The sequence below is a fragment of the Actinomycetota bacterium genome, assembly GCA_019347675.1.
GTDB lineage: Bacteria > Actinomycetota > Nitriliruptoria > Nitriliruptorales > JAHWKO01 > JAHWKW01.
The window spans coordinates 210,677-229,358 of the sequence record JAHWKW010000001.1 but is presented as its reverse complement, the minus strand read 5'-3'; the positions used below and the strand labels follow the sequence as shown (position 1 = coordinate 229,358).

Below are 18,682 nucleotides of genomic sequence, written 5' to 3'. Positions count from 1 at the left end.
GGCACGCGGTCAGGCGTCGGGGCCACTGGCCTCGCCGCCCCCGCATCCCTGCCCGAAACGACGCCGCGGCAGTTGGTTCCAGCTGCGATGATCGCGACAGAGGCACGGCGAGGAACGCCTCCTGGGGCAGGACATCACCGCGACGCAGTTCACTCCCGAAGACCGCCAGAGGTACCGGGAGAAGCTGAAGCGCTGCCTGGACACGCTGCGGATCCTGCTCGAGGAGGAGGACCGCTTCGAGGTCGGCCGGAGCAGGATCGGCCTGGAGCTGGAGATCTACCTGGTGGACCGCTCCGGCACGCCGATGATGGTCAACGACGAGGTGCTGGCGCGGATCGAGGCCGGTGACTTCCAGACGGAGCTGGGCCAGTTCAACATCGAGTTCAACCTCTCCCCGCACAAGATCGTGGGGACGGTCTTCCGCGAGCTCGAAGACGAGCTGCGAGCCAGCCTCAACCACGCCCTGCGCCGGGCAGAGGAGCTCGACGCCCGGATGCTGATCGTGGGGATCCTGCCCACGTTGAAGGACCTGCACGTCACCCGTGAGAACCTGTCGAACAACCCGCGGTACCACGCGCTCAACGACCAGATCCTGGCGGCACGGGGAGAGGCGTTCCGCATCGAGATCGAAGGTCGCGAACGCCTCATGACGATGGCGAACTCGATCATGATGGAAGCGGCGTCGACCTCGTGTCAGCTGCACCTGCAGGTCGACCCCGACGACTTCGCCCGGTACTGGAACGCGGCGCAGGCGCTGTCCGCCGCTCAGCTGGCGGTCGGGTCCAACTCGCCCTTCTTTCTCGGCAAGGAGCTATGGCGCGAGACCCGCATCGCGCTGTTCGAGCAGTCGATCGACACGCGCACCGCAGAGCTCGCGGCGCAGGGCGTGCGCCCACGCGTTTGGTTCGGGGAACGCTGGATCGACCATGTCCTGGACCTGTACGAGGAGAACGTCCGCTACTTCCCCACGCTCCTGCCGCTCGTCGACGATGAGGACCCGTTCGAGGTACTCGATCGCGGAGACGTCCCCCACCTGCGGGAGCTGGCGCTGCACAACGGCACGATCTACCGCTGGAACCGCCCCGTCTACACCGTCGCCCGCGGCCGACCACACCTGCGTGTCGAGAACCGAGTGCTGCCGGCCGGCCCCAGCGTCGCGGACGTCATCGCCAACGCAGCGTTCTACTACGGCGCGACGCGGGCGCTCGCCGAAGCGTCTCAGCCCGTGTCCCAGCAGATGTCGTTCGGGGTCGCCACCGACAACTTCTTCGCCGCTGCGCGCGACGGCATCGACGCGCAGCTGTACTGGCCTGGCTTGGGAACGCTGTCGGCCAGCGAGCTCGTCGGTGAGCACCTCCTGCCGCTCGCGGACGAGGGGCTGGGACGCTGGAACATCGACGCCCAGGACCGTGAACGGTTCCTCGGGATCATCGAGCAGCGTTGCCTCACGCGCCAGATCGGCGCGACCTGGCAGGTCGCCACTGTCCGTCACCTGACCGAGCACGACGGCCTCGACCGCGACGCTGCTCTGCTGGAGATGACCCGCTGCTACATCGAGCACATGCACGCCAACGAACCCGTCCACACCTGGCCGGTACCCTGCCACGCGTGAGGCGCGCGTCCGACAGGTACTTCAACGATCTCTGCGACGGGCTGCCCGACCACCTGCTCGACCTCGACGACCTCGAGCTGCTGGGTGAGCTGCAACGACCGACGCTGATCAGGGTCCCCGGAACCGGCGACGCCCCCCCGCGCGGCCTGGCGTGTCTGCTCCACGGCGACGAGGACACCGGGTACCGCGCGACGCTGCGGATCCTGCGTCAGCGGCACCGCTACCCGTTCGACCTCTTCGTCGTGATCGGCAACGTCCGGGCGGCCCTGGCCGACGGCGGCTTCAAGGCCCGCTACCTCGACGATCAAGAGGACCTCAACCGGGTCTGGGGGCGCGAACCGACCACGCGACTACGCCTGGCCGCCAACGGGATCCTGGATGTGCTCCGCCAGGCGAAGATCGCCGCGATGGTCGACGTGCACAACAACACCGGCACCAACCCCTTCTACGCGATCGTGACGCAGGTCCGCACCGCCCAGCTCAACCTCGCCACGACCTTCACGACGATGCTGCTGCACTGGGAGCTCGGCGTCGGGACGCTGATGGAGGCCCTCGACGACGTCTGTCCGGCGATCGCGGTCGAGTGCGGGCTGCCCGGCCAGGAAGCGTCCCTGGCGTTCGCCGTCGACGGCCTGCGTCGCTACCTGTGGACGCCCACGATTCGCGACGACGTGGTCGAGCGCGACTACGACCTCCTCGGCGACCTGCGCAAGGTCATGGTCCGCCCCGAGGTGCGGTTCCGGTTCGGCGGCGAGCTCGGCGACGACGTCGACTTCGTGGTCGAGCAGGACGCCGACGCGCACAACTTCCGGACGGTCCCGGCTGGCCACCTGCTGGGCCGTGTGGCGCCGGGCGCAGCCAACCCGCTGCTGGTGTGCGGCCCCGGGGGCGTGGATGCCACCGCCAGCCACGTGCGGGTGCTTGGCGGACGGGTCGTGCTGACCCGGGAGGTGACTCCGGTGATGATGACCCGCACCGAGCAAGCCGCCCGCAAGGACTGCCTGTTCTACATCGCAACGCGGCCACAGACCGCGGGCGCGGCAACCCCCGCCAGAGTCGACACCGAGCCTGCCAGCCCGGACATCCGCCGATGACCGGTCGACGATCGTGACCGATCGGGTCACTCGGCCACGGCCGAAGCCGGCTGGTCGTGGCTGTCGCCGGTGACGTCCAGGCCAGTCAACAGGTCGTCCTCGCAGTCGGAGGTCGAGACGTCTGATCGCAACCGCGTGAAGCACTCCCACGGGTAGATCGCACGCTCGAGGTCACGCGGCCACGCGAACCAGGTCCCGCCGGGGTCGACCTGGGTGCGGTGCGCCCGCAACGCGTCGTCACGCCGTTGGAACCACGCGTCCACGCGGATCTTGGCGTCGCATGGCCAGCTGCGCCGCTGCGCGAGCCGCTCCATCCAGCCCTCGAAGGGGCTGTCGGCGCCCCGCTCGAGGAGCGCACCGTGCAGCGCCAGGACCCGTTGTGGCGGGAACGCGTGGCAGGCGTAGACCTTGGGGACCCGACAGGGCGCGCCGGCGACGTCCGCATCGGGGTCCTCCGCCAGCTCGAGTGCGCGGACGGTGACCTCGTGGCACATGACGTGGTCGGGGTGCGGGTAACCACCGTCCTGCGGGTAGGTGACGACCACGTGTGGCCGCTCGTGACGGATGATGGTCGCGAGGTCCGCCCCGGGGCGGTCCACCGGCTGGCGAGCGAACGCATCCGGGGGGATGCCCGCCGGATCCTCATGGAAGCCCGAATCGACGTAGCCCAGGTCGTAGTGGACCGAGAAGCCGATGACCTGGCAGGCAGCCGCGAGTTCCCGCGCCCGCGTCGCGCTCATGTCGGCGGGTGAGACCGGCCCACAGGTGGGGTTGAGGACCTCGCCGGCCTCACCACCGGTGCAGGTCACCAGCGCCACGCGCGCACCGGCGTCCACGTATCGTGCCGCGGTTGCCGCACCCTTGGACGATTCGTCGTCGGGATGGGCGTGCACGAACAGGAGCCGCCCGTTCACAGCCGCTCCTGCGTGGCGGCGAGCCTGTCGCTCCACGCTCGGCGCAGCCGGGCCCCGCCAGGTTGGTCCTCCAACTCGCGCAGATGAGCCTCGACCGCCGCCACCGCCGCCGCGACCGCCACCGCCTCGCCCCGCAGTCGCACGATCATCGGGACGCCCGGGTACGAGCCAACCTTGACCTGCGGGTGCTCCTCGGCGAGGCGAGCGAAGCACCGGTTGAGCAGCGACTCAGGGAAGCCGTGGGCGATCTCGGCGATCGTGTCGTCACGTCCGCGGCCGCGGAGCAGCTGCGGTTCGACGACGTCCGTGACGATCGCTCGCAGCTGCGCGGGGACGCCGGGCAGGATCACGATCACCGCGCCGCCGTCAGCGTCGAGCCCGTCGTCGACGTCGACGCGGACGCCGGGCGACGAGCTCGGCTCGCCGCCCAGCAACGATCCGCCCGCCGGGATCCTGGCCATACGCATCATGTGGTCGACGAACTGGTCATCGACGTCGACGCCGTGAGCGGCGGTCCACTGCACCGCCGCCTCGACCCGCCGCTCGATCTCCCCGGCCGTCTGTAGCGGCACGTCGAGTGCCGCCGCCACCGCCTCGTAGGTGACATCGTCCGGCGTGGAACCGATCCCGCCGGTGGTGAACACCACGCGTGGACGTTCGCGGAGGAGCTCGTGGCCCAGGACGTCGACGATCTCGTCGACGTCGTCGCCGACGGCCACGATCCGTGCCAGCTCGATCCCGTGGTGGCGCAGTCGACCTGCCAGCCACCACGAGTTGGTGTCCTGGACGAAGCCCTCGAGGATCTCGTCCCCGATCACCACGATCGACGCGCCCAAAGCCATCAGTCTTCAGGCTACGTGACGGTGTCCACAGCCAGCGACGGCCGTCGACGGTGCTGTTCAACGCCGAGGGCGACCCGATGGGTCGCCCTCCGCATCGACGGTGTCGGCACCTACTCCTTGCGGGTCTGCTCCGCTCGGGCGGCTTCGGCCTCAGCCTGCGCCTCGCGCGCTTCGGCGGCCTGCTGGCGGGCCTCGTCGCGCTTGTCGACCTTCTCCTGTTGCGCCTCACCGGCCTCCTTGGTGTCCTCCTTGCCGGTGACCGCCCCGACGGCTTCCTTGGCGCGGCCCTTCAGTTCTTCGATCTTGTCGCTCATGTTGGTCTCCTCACGTCGGTCACTTCGACTTTACGGTCGCAGCGACCCGCCGCCGGGATCCCACCTGGACTGACGGGAAGCGATCTGCTCGGCGGGAGCCGGAAAGGGACGCTGCTAGCGTGCGCCGGCGGCCAACGAGCAACGAGCGACCGCCGATGTGGACCAACCCAGAAGAGGCGCGGAGCGACTTCGTCCTGGCGGCGGCCACCGCCCTGTTCGCTCCCCTGGTGTTCCTCCTGATCCGCGGGGTCCTGCCCTTCCTGACCACGGGCCTGCTCGGGCTGGCCGTGAACGTCGCCCTGGTGTTCGCTGCGTACGGGCTGGTGCCGCTCCTGCTGGCGCGGTACCGCGGCGACGGCGCATCGGCGTTCGGTCTGGACGGCCCGCGACGCGGCACCGCCCCTGGCCTGCTGCTGGCCGTCCCGATCGTGTTCGTGGGCGTCGTGTACCAGTGGAGCCAGCCCACCGCGGTCCTCGACGGCCAGCCCGTACGCGACCAGTGGCTGGCGCTGCTCGGGAACCTCGCAGTCCTCCCTGGCGGGGCGACCGCGTCGGTGCTGACGCTGCTGGGGTTCGTCGCGGCGTTCGCCGGGGCGGTGCTGCTGTACACGTTCCTGGCGGTCAAGGCCCGTGACGGCTTCGCCCAGAACGACATCGGTCAGCTGCAGGCGCTGCGCACGTTCGGGATGGGCGCCGCGATCGGCGCGCTGGTCGTCGGGATGCTCGGGACGCTCGCCGGTCGGGTCTCGATCGCGCGGGCGCTCCTCGACGCGGGCGCACTGATGGCGGTGGTGCTGATCGCCGACCGGCTGGTGCAACCCGGGGCGCGCACCACCCGCGCCACCGTGCTGGCGCCGGCGATCGTGGCGCTGATCATCGGGATCGAGCTGTTCTCGGGGAACTTCCTCACCACCCTGCGGGTGGCGCTGCTGGGTGCCGGGACGGTGATCGTCGCGGCGGTGCTCGTCGAGACCCGCCGCTACGCGTGGGCCGTGGTGCCGCTGTTCGCTGCTCTCATCCTCTACCCCACGGGCCTGCGACCGGTGTGATCCGCGGCCGGCGGCGATCACTCGAAGCGCTGGAACCGGTCGATGCGATCCTGGTGGCGGGCACGCTTGGCGCGATCCTGCACCCCCAGACCCGCCTGTGGGGCGTTGACCAGGATCCCGATCTTCCCCGCGTGCAGGTTGTGGTGCATGTCGTAGGCACCCTGGCCGGCCTCGTCGAGGGGGAAGGTCTTGGACAGGATCGGGTGGATCATGCCACGGTCCACCAGCTCCGTCGCTGCCCATGCCTCGTTGTAGTTCGCGAAGTGGCTCCCGAGGATGCGCTTCAGGTTCATCCACAGGTAGCGGTTGTCGTACTCGTGCCGGTAGCCGGTGGTCGACGCGCACGTCACCACCACACCGCCCTTCTTCACGACGAACACCGACGCCCCGAAGGTCGCCCGCCCGACGTGCTCGAAGACGATGTCGACGTCACCGCCGATCAGCTCACGGATCTTCTTCCCGAGGCGGCGGAACTCGCGGTAGTCCTGCTCGCCGGCGTCCGTCCAGAACTGGTATCCCTCGGCTTTGCGGTCGATGATCGCCTCGACGCCGACGTCCTCGAGCAGCCTCACCTTCGCGTCGGACGAGACCACGCAGACCGGGATCCCTCCTCCGTTGAGGACCAGCTGTGTGGCGAAACCCCCGAGCCCGCCGGTGGCCCCCCAGATCAGCACCTTGTCGCCCTGCTTCATGCGGGCTTCGTTGTGACCGACGAGCATGCGGTACGCGGTCGCCAGGACCAGCCCCAGCGACGCCGCCTCCTCCCACGTCAGGTGGGTCGGCATCGGGATGAGCTGGTTGGCCTTCACCATGGAGATCTCGGCCATGCCACCGAAGTTCGACTCGAACCCCCAGATCCGCTGGGAGGGGTCCAGCATCGAGTCGTCGTGGCCCTGCGGTGACTCCATGTCGACGTAGTTGCAGTGCACGACGACCCGGTCACCGGGCTTCCACCGTGTCACCCCCGGGCCGGTGCGCAGTACGACCCCCGCCGCGTCGGAGCCGACGATGTGGTAGTCGAGGTCGTGGCGCGCCCCGAGGTCGCCTTCACGGGCGAAGCGCTCCAGGAACGCGAAGGTGGGCACGGGCTCGAAGATCGACGTCCAGACGGTGTTGTAGTTCAACGCCGAGGCCATCGGCGCGATCAGGACCTCGTTGGGTCCCAGTGGCGGGATCGGCACCTCGTCGACGTGCAACGACTTGCGGGGATCCTTCTCGTGGTGCTCCAACCCCTCGAACATCTCCTGCTCGTCCTTGCGGACGACCGCCGCCCGCATCGTCTCGGGCAGCTCCAGGCGGGCGAGCTCGTCGCCCACCGCCCCGTCGAGGATGGCGTCGCGGATGGCGTCCATCGGCACGGTCCGGTCTCCTCCTGCGCTGGTGTTCGGCCGCCGGGACGCTAGCAACGGGCGCGGGGGACTCAGAGTCCGGGCGAGGGTCCTCCGCCGTCGGTCGCCCGTGCCGGCTCCATCGCACGGTCGGGGGCCCCACCTGCCGCCGCTGGCTGCTCCGGACGTGGCGGCCCGACCGGCGTCGCGACGTCGGCTGCGGTGGCGGCGGTCAGCTCGCCAACACGGTCCTCGGCGTGCACGACCCTGTTCCGTCCATGGCGCTTGGCCGTGTACAGCGCGGCGTCGGTGTCGCGGATCAGGTCGCTGCGTGACGGCACCCCGCCGGCGAAGGTCGCGACCCCGAACGACGCGGTCACCAGGCCCAGGAACCGCCCGTCCGACGCCGCGAAGGTCGACCGCTCCACCGCCTCGCGGAGACGGCCAGCGACCTGGCGCGCGTCGGCGGCGTCGGTCTCCACCAGGATGACGGCGAACTCCTCGCCGCCGTAGCGGCACACCACGTCCGAGGAGCGCAGCACCCGCTGCATCAGACGCGACAGGGCCCGCAGCAGGTCATCGCCGGCGGGATGACCGAACCGGTCGTTGATCTTCTTGAAGTGGTCGACGTCGAGCAGGACCAGGCTCACCGGCCGTGGCGCGGACGGCGAGGACAGCCGGGCGCTGCGGTCGAGCTCCTCCTGCAGCCGCTGCTGGAAGTGCCGGTGGTTGTACACGCCGGTGAGCGCATCCGTGATCGACAGGTCGCGCAGCTCGGCGTGCAGCCGCGCGTTGTCGAGCGCCAGCGATGCCTCCGTCGCCAGCGTGCTGAGGATCCGCAGGTCGCGGCCGCTGACCCGCGGCACGCGTCCCAACGGCTCGTCGACCTCGACCGTCAGCAACGCCAGGATCCGACCCTCGGTCTGCAGCGGAACGATCACCAGCGGGCTGTCGATCGTGAAAGCGTCTGCGAGCGGCGCCGGACGGGCGTGCTCACGCGCGATCAGGACCGGCCGACGCGTCTCCACGGCACGCCCGACCGGGCCGGGGCCCACCACCAGCCGGAACGCCGCGATCCGCTCGAGGTCCTCGGGGGCGAACCCGGCCGCCCCGGCCGGGACGAGTTCCGCTCCGCCCTGGGCCATCCACACGATCGACCGGTTGTAGCCGAGTTCGTCGACCACTCCCCGTGCGATCGCTTCGGAGATCTCACCGAGGTCGAGGCTGGCTTCGAGGTCGGCGCTCAGCTCACGCAGCAGCGCGAGCTCCTGGTTGGAGCGGCGCAACGCACGCTCGTTGACCCGGCTGAAGAAGGCGGTCGCGCCGGTGATGATCCAGATCGTGACGACCGCAGCCATGGCGTGGACCCGCACGACCTGCGTGGCGACCCGGTCGGCGTCGCCCAGCGTCGGATCGAGCCGGATGTTGAAGAACCCCAGCGTGACCTGCGCGCTGGTCTCGGCTGCGAAGCCGACCGCGTGGCCGTAGAAGATCGCGAACACGGCGATCGAGTGCAGGATCGCCAACTTCACGCCGCTCCGCCACGAGAACAGCACCGTGGCCGCGACCAACTGCAGGTGCATCAGGAAGATGAAGCCGCTGGTGGTCCCGCCGGTCAGCCACATCACCGCCCCGGCCCACGCCGCATCGACCAGCAGGGACAGGTCGAGCAGCCACCGCGACGTCCGCGGCCAGCGGTGCAGCACCGGGAGGAAGAGCCCGTTGACGACCAGGTAGCCCACGCTGACGCTGGCCAGGATGCTGACGGTGTTCGGCGGCGCACCGCGGAACACCGGCGCCAGCGCCAGCAGCAGCGCACCGACCAGCGCGATGCGGGCGATGGCCATCACCCGCAGGCGGCTAGCGAGCAGGCTCACGTCGGCTTCAGAGGAGATACTCAGCGTCGTCGTCCTCACCCCCTGTCGGTACGTCGGTCGCGGCGGGCAGGGTCTCGCGCCCGAGACGTCCCTGCGCGATGGCGTAGGCCAGAAGCAGGAGCAGCAGCAGCAGCGGCACGCGGAACACACGCACCACCTCGGTCACGTTCTGGGCGACCTCCTCGGCTGACCGGGCGATCGCCCGCGGGACGTCGCCGGTCGCCAACAGCTCGTCGGCGCGGGTCCGGGGCGGCAGACCGGGCTGGTCGGAGGCCAGCGGGATGTCGCCGATGGCCAGCGGTGACGGCCCGCCGGGCGTCGCTGACGGTACCGGCTGACCGGCCCGGCGCGCCGGCTGGTCGCGTGTCCCGGCCCCGGGTCGCGCGCCACCCGCCTGCAGTCCCGGGTAGCCCAGGCCGCCGCCGGGTGTGGGGCCACCGGGGCCCGCGGTCGAGCCGGTCCCACTCGGCCCTGGGGCCCCGCCGCTCCCCCCCGTTCCGCCCGTCCCGCCACCGCCACCACCGCCGCCACCACCCGGGGTGGTCCCACCGGCGAACCCGGTGAACGTCGCCGACACGGCCTGCGACGGCCCCGAGTCGTTGCCTGCGGCGTCGAACGCGTGCACGACGTAGAAGTACCTGGTCCCCTGGGTCACGTTGGTGTCGCGGTACACCCGGCTGGTGACCACCCCGGTCACCGGCGCGAACGGCCCGGTGGGAGCGGTCGACCGGTACACCCGGTAGGAGGTCGCGCCGGGCGCCTGACTCCACGCGACGTCGAGGGAGGACGGCCAGGCACGTATCACGACGCCGGACGGCGGCGGCGGCGCGGTGCGGTCGGTCGGCGTCCCGGACGCCTCGGCCGACGGTTGGGAGACGTTCCCGACCCGGTCGACCGCCATCACGCGGTAGGTGTAGGTGACGCCGTCGGTGAGCCCGCCGTCGAGGTAGGTGGTGGTCCCCAGCGTCGCGACGCGGGTCCAACCGCCCCCGCCCTGTCGGCGCTCGACGCGGTAGGCGGTCACGTCACGTTCCGGGTTGGCCGCCCACAGGATACGCAGCTGCCCGCCGGCGCCGGTGTCGGTGACCTGCACCCCGGTGGGCGAGGTCGGTGGGCCGTCGCGGGGAACGACGGTGACCTCGTTCGACGGCGGTGACAGCGTTCCGTCGATCGCCTCGGCTTGAACGACGTACTGGTAGGTGCGGCCCAGCTCCAACCCGCCGTCGACGAACGTCGGGCTGTCGGCGCGCCCCATCACGACGTACCGACCGCCGGCCACCCGGCGGGAGATCACCCACCCGGCGATCGGCTCGCTGGTGCCGTTCCAGCGCAGCCTCGCCGACGTCTCGCTCACCTCGGCCGCGACCAGGCCGGTCGGCGCCGACGGCGGGACCGTGTAGCGCTCCTGGGTGGACGCGATCGAGCGGTTGCCGGCGGCGTCCTCGGCGATCACCACGTAGTAGAAGGGGATCGCGACCGGCAGGGGCCCATCGGTGAACGAGGTGCGGCCGGTCAGCCCGGAGATGTCGGTGTAGCCCCCGGCGGGCGTGGTCGTCCGCAGGACCCGGTAGCCCACGACGGCCGAGGGACTGGGTCCCCACGCCAGCTGCACGCGGTTCCCGAGCGGCTGTTTGACCAGGTACGTCGGTGGCGCCGGTCGGCCGGTGTCGGCCGGGGTCGCGCTCACCGCCCCCGACGGTGACGAACGCGCCCCGGAGGCGTCCACGGCCCGGATCCGGTACCAGTAGGTCACGCCGTTGGTGAGCCCGCTGTCGGTGAACGAGGTCCCTCCGACCGGCTTGGCGGTGATCTGCTGGTAGGGCCCACCGCTGCTCCCGGCCCGCTCCACCAGGTAGCCGGTAACCGGCTCGCTGGTGCCGTTCCACGCGAGCGCCACCGCCCCTGAGGCGACGCCGACCACGCGGAGCCCGGTCGGCGGGGACGGTGCCACGGTCCCGGCGGCCGGTGCGGTCGGGGCCGAGCGGAGGCCGTCGTCGTCGATCGCGACGATCCGGTAGTGCCAGGTCGAGGCGGCAGCCAGCCCGGTGTCGGAGAAGGTCGTCCCGGCGACACGGGCCACCGCGGCGAAGGGCCCGGCTGACGACCCCGAACGCTGAACCTCGTACCCGGCGACGTCCGTCGACGGGGACCGCGGCCAAGCGACGTCGAGCCGCCCGGAGCCGTTGGGAGCCACGCTGGGGTCCCCTGGCGCGGTCGGCGTCGTGGTGTCGGCCGGCACGGCGCTGGTGGCGTTCGACGGGCTGGAACGGTTCCCGCCAGCGTCGTATGCGACGACCGTGTAGTAGTAGCGGGTGCCGTTGCGCAGTCCTCCATCGGTGTGGGTGGTGCCCGACGTGGTGGCGACGTCGGCCCAGGGGCCGTCCGCCGAGGTGGCACGGCGCACCACGTAGCCGCTCACGCGGCCGTCGGCGGCCGCGGTCCACGCCAACGCGATCGTGTTGTCGCCTGTGCCCGTCACCCGCAGGTTGGTCGGCGCAGCCAGCGGCGGTGGGGTCAGCGCGCCGGGGGCGGTGACGTGGTCACCGCTGGCGCCGTGACGCAGTCGGGTCGTCCACGGGCCCGACGACGCAGCGTTGGAGGAGATCGTGAGGTACCACTCGGTGGCCAGGTGCTCGTCGTTGAAGACGAGCGTCGGGAGGCTCTCCGTCAGCTCGAACCTCGATGACGCCGCGGCCAGGACGTTGCGCGCGTCCTGAGCGACCGCCACGAGCTGGGATCCGCCGCGACCGACCTTGTACACGGCCACCATGAGCTTCCCCGTGGTCCGGGGGTCGGCCGGGATGGTCGTCTGCACGTCGACACCGAACCTCCAGGTCCCGGCCGGGACGGTGCCCGAAAGCCGGGACGGCGTGGCGTACCCGACACCGCTGGCTGCCTGACCCGGCCCGCTGCCGGGTTCCTTGACCGTCTTACGCGGATGGAAGCGGAACGTCCCGGTCTGGTTTCCGTGCTGGACCGCGGTCGAGTACACCTCCAGCGACGGCGACCCGGCGAGCTGGTCGTAGGAGGCCACCCCCGCCGTCGCACCGACCCGGTACCACGCCGGACCGGCGGCTGACGCGGCAGGCACGAGGAGGGCCGCGACGACGGCGGCCATCCCCAGCACCAGAGCGACCCGGGTCACCCCGCCGCTTGTGCTCCTCACGCATGCCTCGCCCGCGCCCGGGATCCTGCCGCGCGCACACTACGGTGTCGGTTCGCCGGAGGCGTCTCTTGACGAAGATCCGTCGTCGGGGCGTTCGACTGACACGACCTCGACGTCGATGGGGGGGCGATTCGTCCGGCCTGTGCGTTCGGTCCGGTCCCGATGCGGGGTCCGGCGCAGCGGTTCGGGGGTCAGTCTGCGACGCAGCCAACGCGAGAGGACGGCGCGGGTGGGGGCGAGCACCGCCAGGAGGCCGACGACGTCCGTGAGGAATCCGGGCGTGAGCAGCAGCGCCCCGCCGACCAGAACGAAGGCGCCCTGGGCGACCTCGTCCCCTGGCCAGCGCGCCTCGGCGATGGCGTTGCGGAAGGCGTCCCAGGCCCTGCGTCCCTCATGCTTGACCAGGACGGCTCCCAACACGCTGTCGACCATCAGCACGACCAGGGTCGGCCACCATCCGAGCCAGGCTCCGACCCGGAGGATGACGGCCAGCTCCACGATCGGGATGGCGATGAAGGCGAGGATCAACAGCGGCAGCACCTGCCCATGGTAGAGGCCGCGCGTGAAGAGGACGGCGGGCGCTCGACGCACGCCCTGGTGCAGCAGTTCGTCACCGCCCGCCGTGACGACCGGTACGTCGTCCTGGAGGGTCACCACGCGGTGAAGCACGCTCTGCGGTTCGGGGCGCAGCTGTCGGCGGTGGCGCTCCTGGAAGACACCCCCGACGCTGACCTGCCTCCGGAACTGCACGCCACGCAGGTCACCGTGCACCGACTGTCCCCGCCCACGTTCGACCGGTTGCTCCCGGGCCGGCCGCCCGTCCCGCTGGTGGCGGTCGCCGCCCGTCCCTCGGTCGACGTCCGCGCCGCGTTGGAGCCCAGCGACGCTCCGCTCGTCGTGCTGGAACGTCCGACCCACCACGGCAACGTCGGGGCGGTGGTGCGGGTCGCCGCGGCGGCCGGTGCGCACGGCGTCGTGACCGTCGGCGGGGCCGACCCGTGGCATCCCACCGCGGTCCGGGGCGGCGCCGGTCTGCAGTTCGCGCTCCCGGTGGCGCGCCTGTCCGGGCTGCTCCCCACCCGCCGGCCCGTCGTCGCGCTCGACCCCGCCGGGACCCCGCTGGGCGACGCGCGGCTGCCGCGCGGCGCGGCGTTGATCTTCGGAACGGAGCGCCGGGGGCTGTCCGACGAGGTGCGTCGCCGCGCCGACGTGTCGGTCGCCATCCCGATGCGGCCGGGTGTGTCGAGCCTGAACCTCGCCACGGCGGTGGCGGTGGTCCTGTACACCGGCCCCTGGCGCCGCTGGTGAGCGGCGTCTACGGTTGCCGCCGGCAACGCCGGGGGAGCCCGTCCAGATCAGGTCACTCATGTAGCGCCAGCGGTAGTGACCAGATCAGGTCACTCATGTAGCGCCAGCGGTAGTGACCAGATCAGGTCACTCACGTAGCGCCAGCGGTAGTGACCAGATCAGGTCACTCACGTAGCGGTAGTGACCGGATCACGGCTGAGAGTGCGCGACCGAGCGCAGACCCCTTGAACCTGAACCGGTTAGCACCGGCGGAGGGAGCGCGTCGTGGTCACCGCTGTCGGTGTGGTCCTGCTCGTGGCGACCCTGGCGGTGTTCGCGTGGGTCGGTTTCCGGGCGCGCGGTGGTGCCGAGGATCTCGAGGAGTACACCACCGCGCGGGACAGCCAGGGGGTCGCGGCGCTCGGGCTGTCGTTCTTCGCGTCGGGCATGGGTGCGTGGATCCTGTTCGCACCCCCGGAGGTCGGGGCGGGGGTGGGCCTGGTCGCGGCGCTCGGGTACGCGATCGGCGCGGCCGCCCCGTTGGTCGTGTTCGCCCTGCTGGGGGGTCGGTTGCGGGCCGTGGCGCCCCGCGGACACGGGCTGACGGAGTTCGTGCGTCTGCGGTTCGGGCGGACCTTCCACGCCTACGTGGTCGCGATCTCGATCCTGTACATGCTGATCTTCGTCACCGCAGAGCTGACCGCGGTCGGGGCGGTCGCCGCGATCACCGCCGGGATCGCCCCGTGGGTGGCGACCGTGGGGGTGGCGCTGGTCACCCTCGCCTACACGGCCTACGGGGGGTTGCGGGCGTCGCTGCGGACCGACCGTTGGCAGGCGTGGCTGATCCTGGTGTTGCTCGCGATCGGCGTCGTCGCGGTGCTGGGTGGGCTGCGCGACGGGCCGGGAGCGCTCACCCGCTCGGGGCTGCTGGGCGTCGACGCCATCGGGGTCCAGGCCGCCGTGACGCTGGTCATCGCGATCGTCGCGGCGAACCTGTTCCACCAGGGCTACTGGCAGCGCGTCTTCGCAGCGCGGTCGACCCGGGCGTTGGCGGGCGGGGCCGGCATCGGGATGGCAGCCACAGCTCCGGTCGTGGCTGTGGCCGGCGTCGTGGGCATCGTCGCGGCCGGGTCCGGCCTCGACCTGGGCTCGCCGCCCGTGCCGTTCTTCGCGCTGATGGCCACGGTGCCCGCGTGGGTGAACCTGGCGGTGCTGGTTCTGGGTCTGTCGCTCGTCGCGTCGTCGGTCGACACGCTCGAGAACGGGCTCGCCTCGCTGGTGGTGAGCGAGCGACCGTCCATGGATGTGGGCGCGGCCCGGGCCGTGACCGTCGTGCTGGTCCTACCGGCGCTGGCCGTCGCGCTACAGGGCTACTCGGTGCTCCGGCTGTTCCTCATCGCCGACCTGCTGTGCGCCGCCACGGTCGTCCCGGCGATGCTGGGGCTGTGGTCGCACGCGACGGCCGGCGCGGCGCTCGCGGGGGCCGTCGCGGGTCTGGTCGGCGCGGTGGCCCCCGGCTGGGTCACCACCGGGTCGCTCGTTGAGGGCGCCGTCGTGGCGACCTTCCCGCAGGGCGTGCCGACGTTGCCCCCGTTCGCCGGTGCGGTGCTGGCCTCGAGCGCCGTGGCGGTCGCCGGGTCGCTGCTGTCGCGGCGGACCACCGACCTGGCGGAGCTCGGCATGCGGATCCCGACCCTGGAGAGGACCTGACGTGAGCGTGTCCAGCCAACTGCTCGCCGACAACCGCGACCTGTGGGCGACGATCACCGACCACCCGTTCGTGCGCGCCGCTGGGAACGGGACCCTCGGCTCGGACGCGTTCCACCGGTGGCTCACACAGGACCACTGGTTCGTGGTGGGCTTCCGGCGCTTCCTGGGACGGCTGGTCGAGCTCGCCCCCGACGAGCACGCCCGCGACCTGCTGGCCGGCGCCTTCCCGTCGCTCCAGGCGGAGATCGACCTGTTCCGCCGCCAGGCGGCGCAGCACGGGCTGCCACTCGAGGTCGAGCCGTCGCCCACCACGCTGGGCTACACCTCGCTCGTCCTCGCCGCTCCCGCCGACGGGTGGCCCGTCTCGTTGACCGTTCTGTACGGGGCGGAGCGCGCCTACTTCGACGCATGGGCGTCGGTTCGCGAACGCACCGACGAGCGCTCCCCCTACTGGCCGTTCATCGACAACTGGTCGTCGCCGGCGTTCGGCGAGTGGGTCGATGACCTGGCCGCCCTGCTCGACGCGACCCTGACCGCGCCAGCGCCGCCCGAGGTCGAACGGGCCTTCCGGCGGGTCGTGCGCTTCGAGCTGCGCTTCTGGGACGCCGTGCACGCCGGCGAGAGGTGGGAGGACACCCCACGATGACGCTGACACAGACGCTGTGGTCCGACATCACCGACATCTACGCAGCGATCCTCGAGCATCCGTTCCTGGTCGGTCTGAAGGAGGGGACGCTCAACGACGACGCGTTCTCCTACTACGTCGTGCAGGACGCCCACTACCTCGAGGATTACGCCCGGGCGCTGGCTGTCTGCGCCGCGAAGGCCGCCGCCGACACCGACGTGGCGATGTTCGCCCGGCACGCCGCGGGCGCGATCGAGGTGGAACGCGAACTCCACGAGCACCTGCTCGGTGAGCTCGGGATCCCGGCCTCAACGGCGGCGGGGACATCGGTGGGGCCCACCAACCGCGCGTACACCAGCTACCTGCTCGCCACCTGCTACGGGGGGTCGTTCGCCGAGGCGCTCGCGGCGGTGCTGCCGTGCTACTGGATCTACTGGGAGGTCGGGAAGGAGCTGCTCGCCCACGGCTCACCCGATCCGCGCTACCAGCGTTGGATCGACACCTACGGCGGTGAGGAGTTCACGGCCATCGTCCGCGACGTCCTGGCCACAGCCGACCGGGTGGGCGAGGACATCGCCGCGGACCAGCTCGCCCGGATGCGGGCCCATTTCGTCACCACGAGCCGGTACGAGTGGATGTTCTGGGATGCCGCCTGGCGGGGGGAGACCTGGCCGGTGTAGGACTCGCGTCGGCGCAACCGGCATCGGTCGGAGTTCGGCAGTATCCCGGGGACGGTCGCCGGTACATTCACGATGGCGACGGCAGGAGGCAACGTTGGCAGACGCGGGAGGACCCACAGTGGTGGGGCGTCTGCTGGCACGCCTGCGCGGAGCCGACCCGGCTGGGCCCGACCCCGAACGGCGCAGCTCGTTCACCGCCCATCACCCTCCACAGCTGCCGCAGTCGCACCGCGCCGCGCCAACCGACGCGTGGACCGAGCCGGCCGCCACGCCCGTCGCCGCCACCGTCGGACAACCGTCGGACGACCGTGGCGTGGAGCAGGCGGCGGACGACCTGCAGGCTCGGGTGCACGCCGACATGATCGCACGGTCCGAGCCGCGCCCGCGAGCGATCACCCCGGACGTGCACGTCTACGACGAGCGGCTCGACGACCGACCGGGGCCGGTGGAGCTCACACCGTCCCAGGCGATCGAGCTGGCCCGCGAAGGGCCCGAGGCGCTGCGGCGCCGAGGCCCCGGGTAGCCGACCGCGTCGACGGCCGCCGGACGGCGAGCACCGAGGAGAGATCGATCACGAAGACCTTCCGCGACCTCGGCGTCGCAGAGGCCCTGTGCCGCACGCTTGAAGCACAGGGCATCGTCGAGCCGTTCCCGATCCAGGAGCTCACCATCCCCCTGGGGCTGGACGGTGCCGACATCATCGGCCAGGCCCGCACCGGGACGGGGAAGACGCTCGCCTTCGGGTTGCCGCTTCTGCAGCGGATCGAGGCAGGTGCGGGGCGGGTCCAGGCGCTGGTCGTCACCCCAACCCGGGAGCTGACCTTGCAGGTCGCCGATGACCTGGATCAGGTCGGGACGGAGCTCGGGACGCGGATCCTGACCGTCTACGGCGGGGTCCCGCTCGAGCCCCAGACGCAGCCGTTGCGCAACGGTGAGGTCGATGTCGTCGTGGGAACCCCGGGCCGGCTCCTCGACCACATCGGGCGCGGCAACCTCGACCTGTCGGGTGTGGCGGCCGTCGTCCTGGACGAAGCCGACGAGATGCTCGACATGGGGTTCCTGCCTGACGTCGAGCGGATCGTGGAGGCCTGCGCTGAGCCGCGGCAGATGCTGCTGTTCTCCGCCACCATGCCCGCCGACGTCGTGGCGTTGGCCCGCCGCTACATGCGCCACCCCACGTTCCTGCGTGCCGAGGCTCAGGAACCCCAGGTGGCGCCCGAGACCGAGCAGCACTTCTTCGTCGTCCACCGGCTGGACAAACCACGGGTCCTGGCACGGATCCTGCAGTCCCCCGCCGCGGATCTCGCCACGGTGTTCGTGCGCACCAAGCGGATGGCGGATCGGCTGGTGGAGGAGCTGCGCGGGCTGGGGATGAGCGCCACCGCCGTGCACGGCGACCTCCGTCAGGCGCGCCGGGAACGCAACCTCGAGCGGTTCCGTGCGGGCAAGGCCGACGTCCTGGTCGCCACCGAGGTGGCCGCCCGGGGGCTGGACATCGAGGGCGTCACCCACGTCGTGAACTACGACTGCCCCGAAGACGAGAAGATGTACCTGCACCGGATCGGCCGGACGGGGCGGGCCGGTGCGGCCGGCGTCGCGGTCACGTTCGCGACGTTCAACGAACTGGACCGCCTCAACGTGATCCGCAAAGCGGTGGGTGCCGCCAACGGCCCCCTCGAGGAGGTGTTCTCCACCTCCGACCTGCTGACCGAGCGGTTCGACCTGCCCGAGCACACCCCGTGGGAGCGCTTCGCAGGCGATGCCGACGCGTCGGTCGCCGACCCACCACCCCCCCCGGACGACCTCGAGGCGCCTCAGGACCGCGACGGGGGCGAGCAGCCGCGCAGCGACCGCCACCGGAGAGGTCGCCGTGGCGAGGTCGCGCGGCCGGCGACGGACGTGGAAGGCGGCAGCGACGACGATGAGCCGGCGCGGGTCCGGGTCCGCAGCCGCGACACGAGCCGGGCCCGCCGTGCCGGGCGGACCGCGACCGCCCCCGCCGATCCGAAGCCGGCCACACCGTCCAGGCCGGACCAGCGACCACGCGGCCCGGCGAAGGCGCCGACGCCCGATGCGGACGGCGACGGTCGGCCGGGGCTCGACCTGTCCGAGCGGGGTCCGGCTGCGCGGGGGGAGGGAAGGCCGACCTCGGCCCGCCGGGTCAAGGTCGAGCATCTGCCGTGA

At 71.6% G+C, this 18,682-nt stretch carries 15 protein-coding genes and 1 riboswitch; of the genes, 8 read left to right on the top strand and 7 right to left on the bottom strand.

Features of this window, described 5'->3' with window-relative positions; genetic code table 11:
* Positions 1–121: 121 nt before the first annotated feature.
* Entirely contained in the window at positions 122–1,612 is a 1,491-nt protein-coding gene (locus KY462_01145) for a glutamate--cysteine ligase (protein ID MBW3576350.1), read from the top strand.
* On the top strand, positions 1,609–2,706 hold the full coding sequence (locus tag KY462_01140; protein ID MBW3576349.1) for a hypothetical protein: 1,098 nt from the start codon (positions 1,609–1,611) through the stop codon (positions 2,704–2,706). Before KY462_01145 ends, KY462_01140 begins: the two co-directional genes overlap by 4 nt.
* Before the next feature lie 26 nt (positions 2,707–2,732).
* On the opposite strand, the gene mca is transcribed toward KY462_01140, so the two are convergent.
* The 3 genes from mca to KY462_01125 form a co-directional block, all read right to left on the bottom strand.
* Positions 2,733–3,620: a mycothiol conjugate amidase Mca gene (mca, locus tag KY462_01135; GenBank protein ID MBW3576348.1), complete on the bottom strand. Its 888-nt coding sequence runs from the start codon at positions 3,618–3,620 to the stop codon at positions 2,733–2,735.
* Positions 3,617–4,462: a competence/damage-inducible protein A gene (locus KY462_01130; GenBank protein ID MBW3576347.1), complete on the bottom strand. Its 846-nt coding sequence runs from the start codon at positions 4,460–4,462 to the stop codon at positions 3,617–3,619. Before KY462_01130 ends, mca begins: the two co-directional genes overlap by 4 nt.
* Positions 4,463–4,572: 110 nt before the next feature.
* Complete coding sequence (locus KY462_01125; protein MBW3576346.1) at positions 4,573–4,776, bottom strand: CsbD family protein; 204 nt, start codon at positions 4,774–4,776, stop codon at positions 4,573–4,575.
* 155 nt (positions 4,777–4,931) lie between these two features.
* Here KY462_01125 and KY462_01120 point away from each other — a divergent pair, with 155 nt between their 5' ends.
* Positions 4,932–5,825 (top strand): hypothetical protein, encoded by an 894-nt coding sequence (locus KY462_01120; protein ID MBW3576345.1) that lies wholly within the window; start codon positions 4,932–4,934, stop codon positions 5,823–5,825.
* 17 nt (positions 5,826–5,842) lie between these two features.
* Here the strand turns inward: KY462_01120 and ccrA are convergent, their stop codons facing one another.
* The 4 genes from ccrA to KY462_01100 form a co-directional block, all read right to left on the bottom strand.
* Positions 5,843–7,177: a crotonyl-CoA carboxylase/reductase gene (gene ccrA, locus KY462_01115; GenBank protein ID MBW3576344.1), complete on the bottom strand. Its 1,335-nt coding sequence runs from the start codon at positions 7,175–7,177 to the stop codon at positions 5,843–5,845.
* A gap of 68 nt (positions 7,178–7,245) precedes the next feature.
* Positions 7,246–9,030 carry a sensor domain-containing diguanylate cyclase gene (locus KY462_01110; GenBank protein MBW3576343.1) on the bottom strand — a complete coding sequence of 595 codons (1,785 nt, stop codon included), beginning with the start codon at positions 9,028–9,030 and terminating at the stop codon, positions 7,246–7,248.
* Positions 9,031–9,037: 7 nt separating this feature from the next.
* Positions 9,038–12,196 (bottom strand): fibronectin type III domain-containing protein, encoded by a 3,159-nt coding sequence (locus KY462_01105; GenBank protein ID MBW3576342.1) that lies wholly within the window; start codon positions 12,194–12,196, stop codon positions 9,038–9,040.
* 39 nt (positions 12,197–12,235) lie between these two features.
* Positions 12,236–12,736 carry an FxsA family protein gene (locus tag KY462_01100; GenBank protein MBW3576341.1) on the bottom strand — a complete coding sequence of 167 codons (501 nt, stop codon included), beginning with the start codon at positions 12,734–12,736 and terminating at the stop codon, positions 12,236–12,238.
* 6 nt (positions 12,737–12,742) lie between these two features.
* Here KY462_01100 and KY462_01095 point away from each other — a divergent pair, with 6 nt between their 5' ends.
* The 5 genes from KY462_01095 to KY462_01075 all read left to right on the top strand — a co-directional run bounded on the left by KY462_01095 (position 12,743) and on the right by KY462_01075 (position 18,682).
* Positions 12,743–13,504, top strand: a complete 762-nt coding sequence (locus KY462_01095) for a TrmH family RNA methyltransferase (protein ID MBW3576340.1) — start codon at positions 12,743–12,745, stop codon at positions 13,502–13,504.
* A gap of 20 nt (positions 13,505–13,524) precedes the next feature.
* Positions 13,525–13,779, top strand: a riboswitch (TPP riboswitch).
* A 7-nt stretch (positions 13,780–13,786) separates the two neighbouring features.
* A complete protein-coding gene (locus KY462_01090; protein MBW3576339.1) occupies positions 13,787–15,193 on the top strand; it encodes a sodium:solute symporter in 1,407 nt (468 codons plus the stop codon).
* A 1-nt stretch (position 15,194) separates the two neighbouring features.
* Complete coding sequence (locus KY462_01085; GenBank protein ID MBW3576338.1) at positions 15,195–15,839, top strand: transcriptional regulator; 645 nt, start codon at positions 15,195–15,197, stop codon at positions 15,837–15,839.
* Positions 15,836–16,498, top strand: coding sequence for a thiaminase II (gene tenA, locus KY462_01080; GenBank protein ID MBW3576337.1), 663 nt, complete (start codon positions 15,836–15,838; stop codon positions 16,496–16,498). Before KY462_01085 ends, tenA begins: the two co-directional genes overlap by 4 nt.
* Before the next feature lie 72 nt (positions 16,499–16,570).
* On the top strand, positions 16,571–18,682 hold the full coding sequence (locus KY462_01075; protein MBW3576336.1) for a DEAD/DEAH box helicase: 2,112 nt from the start codon (positions 16,571–16,573) through the stop codon (positions 18,680–18,682).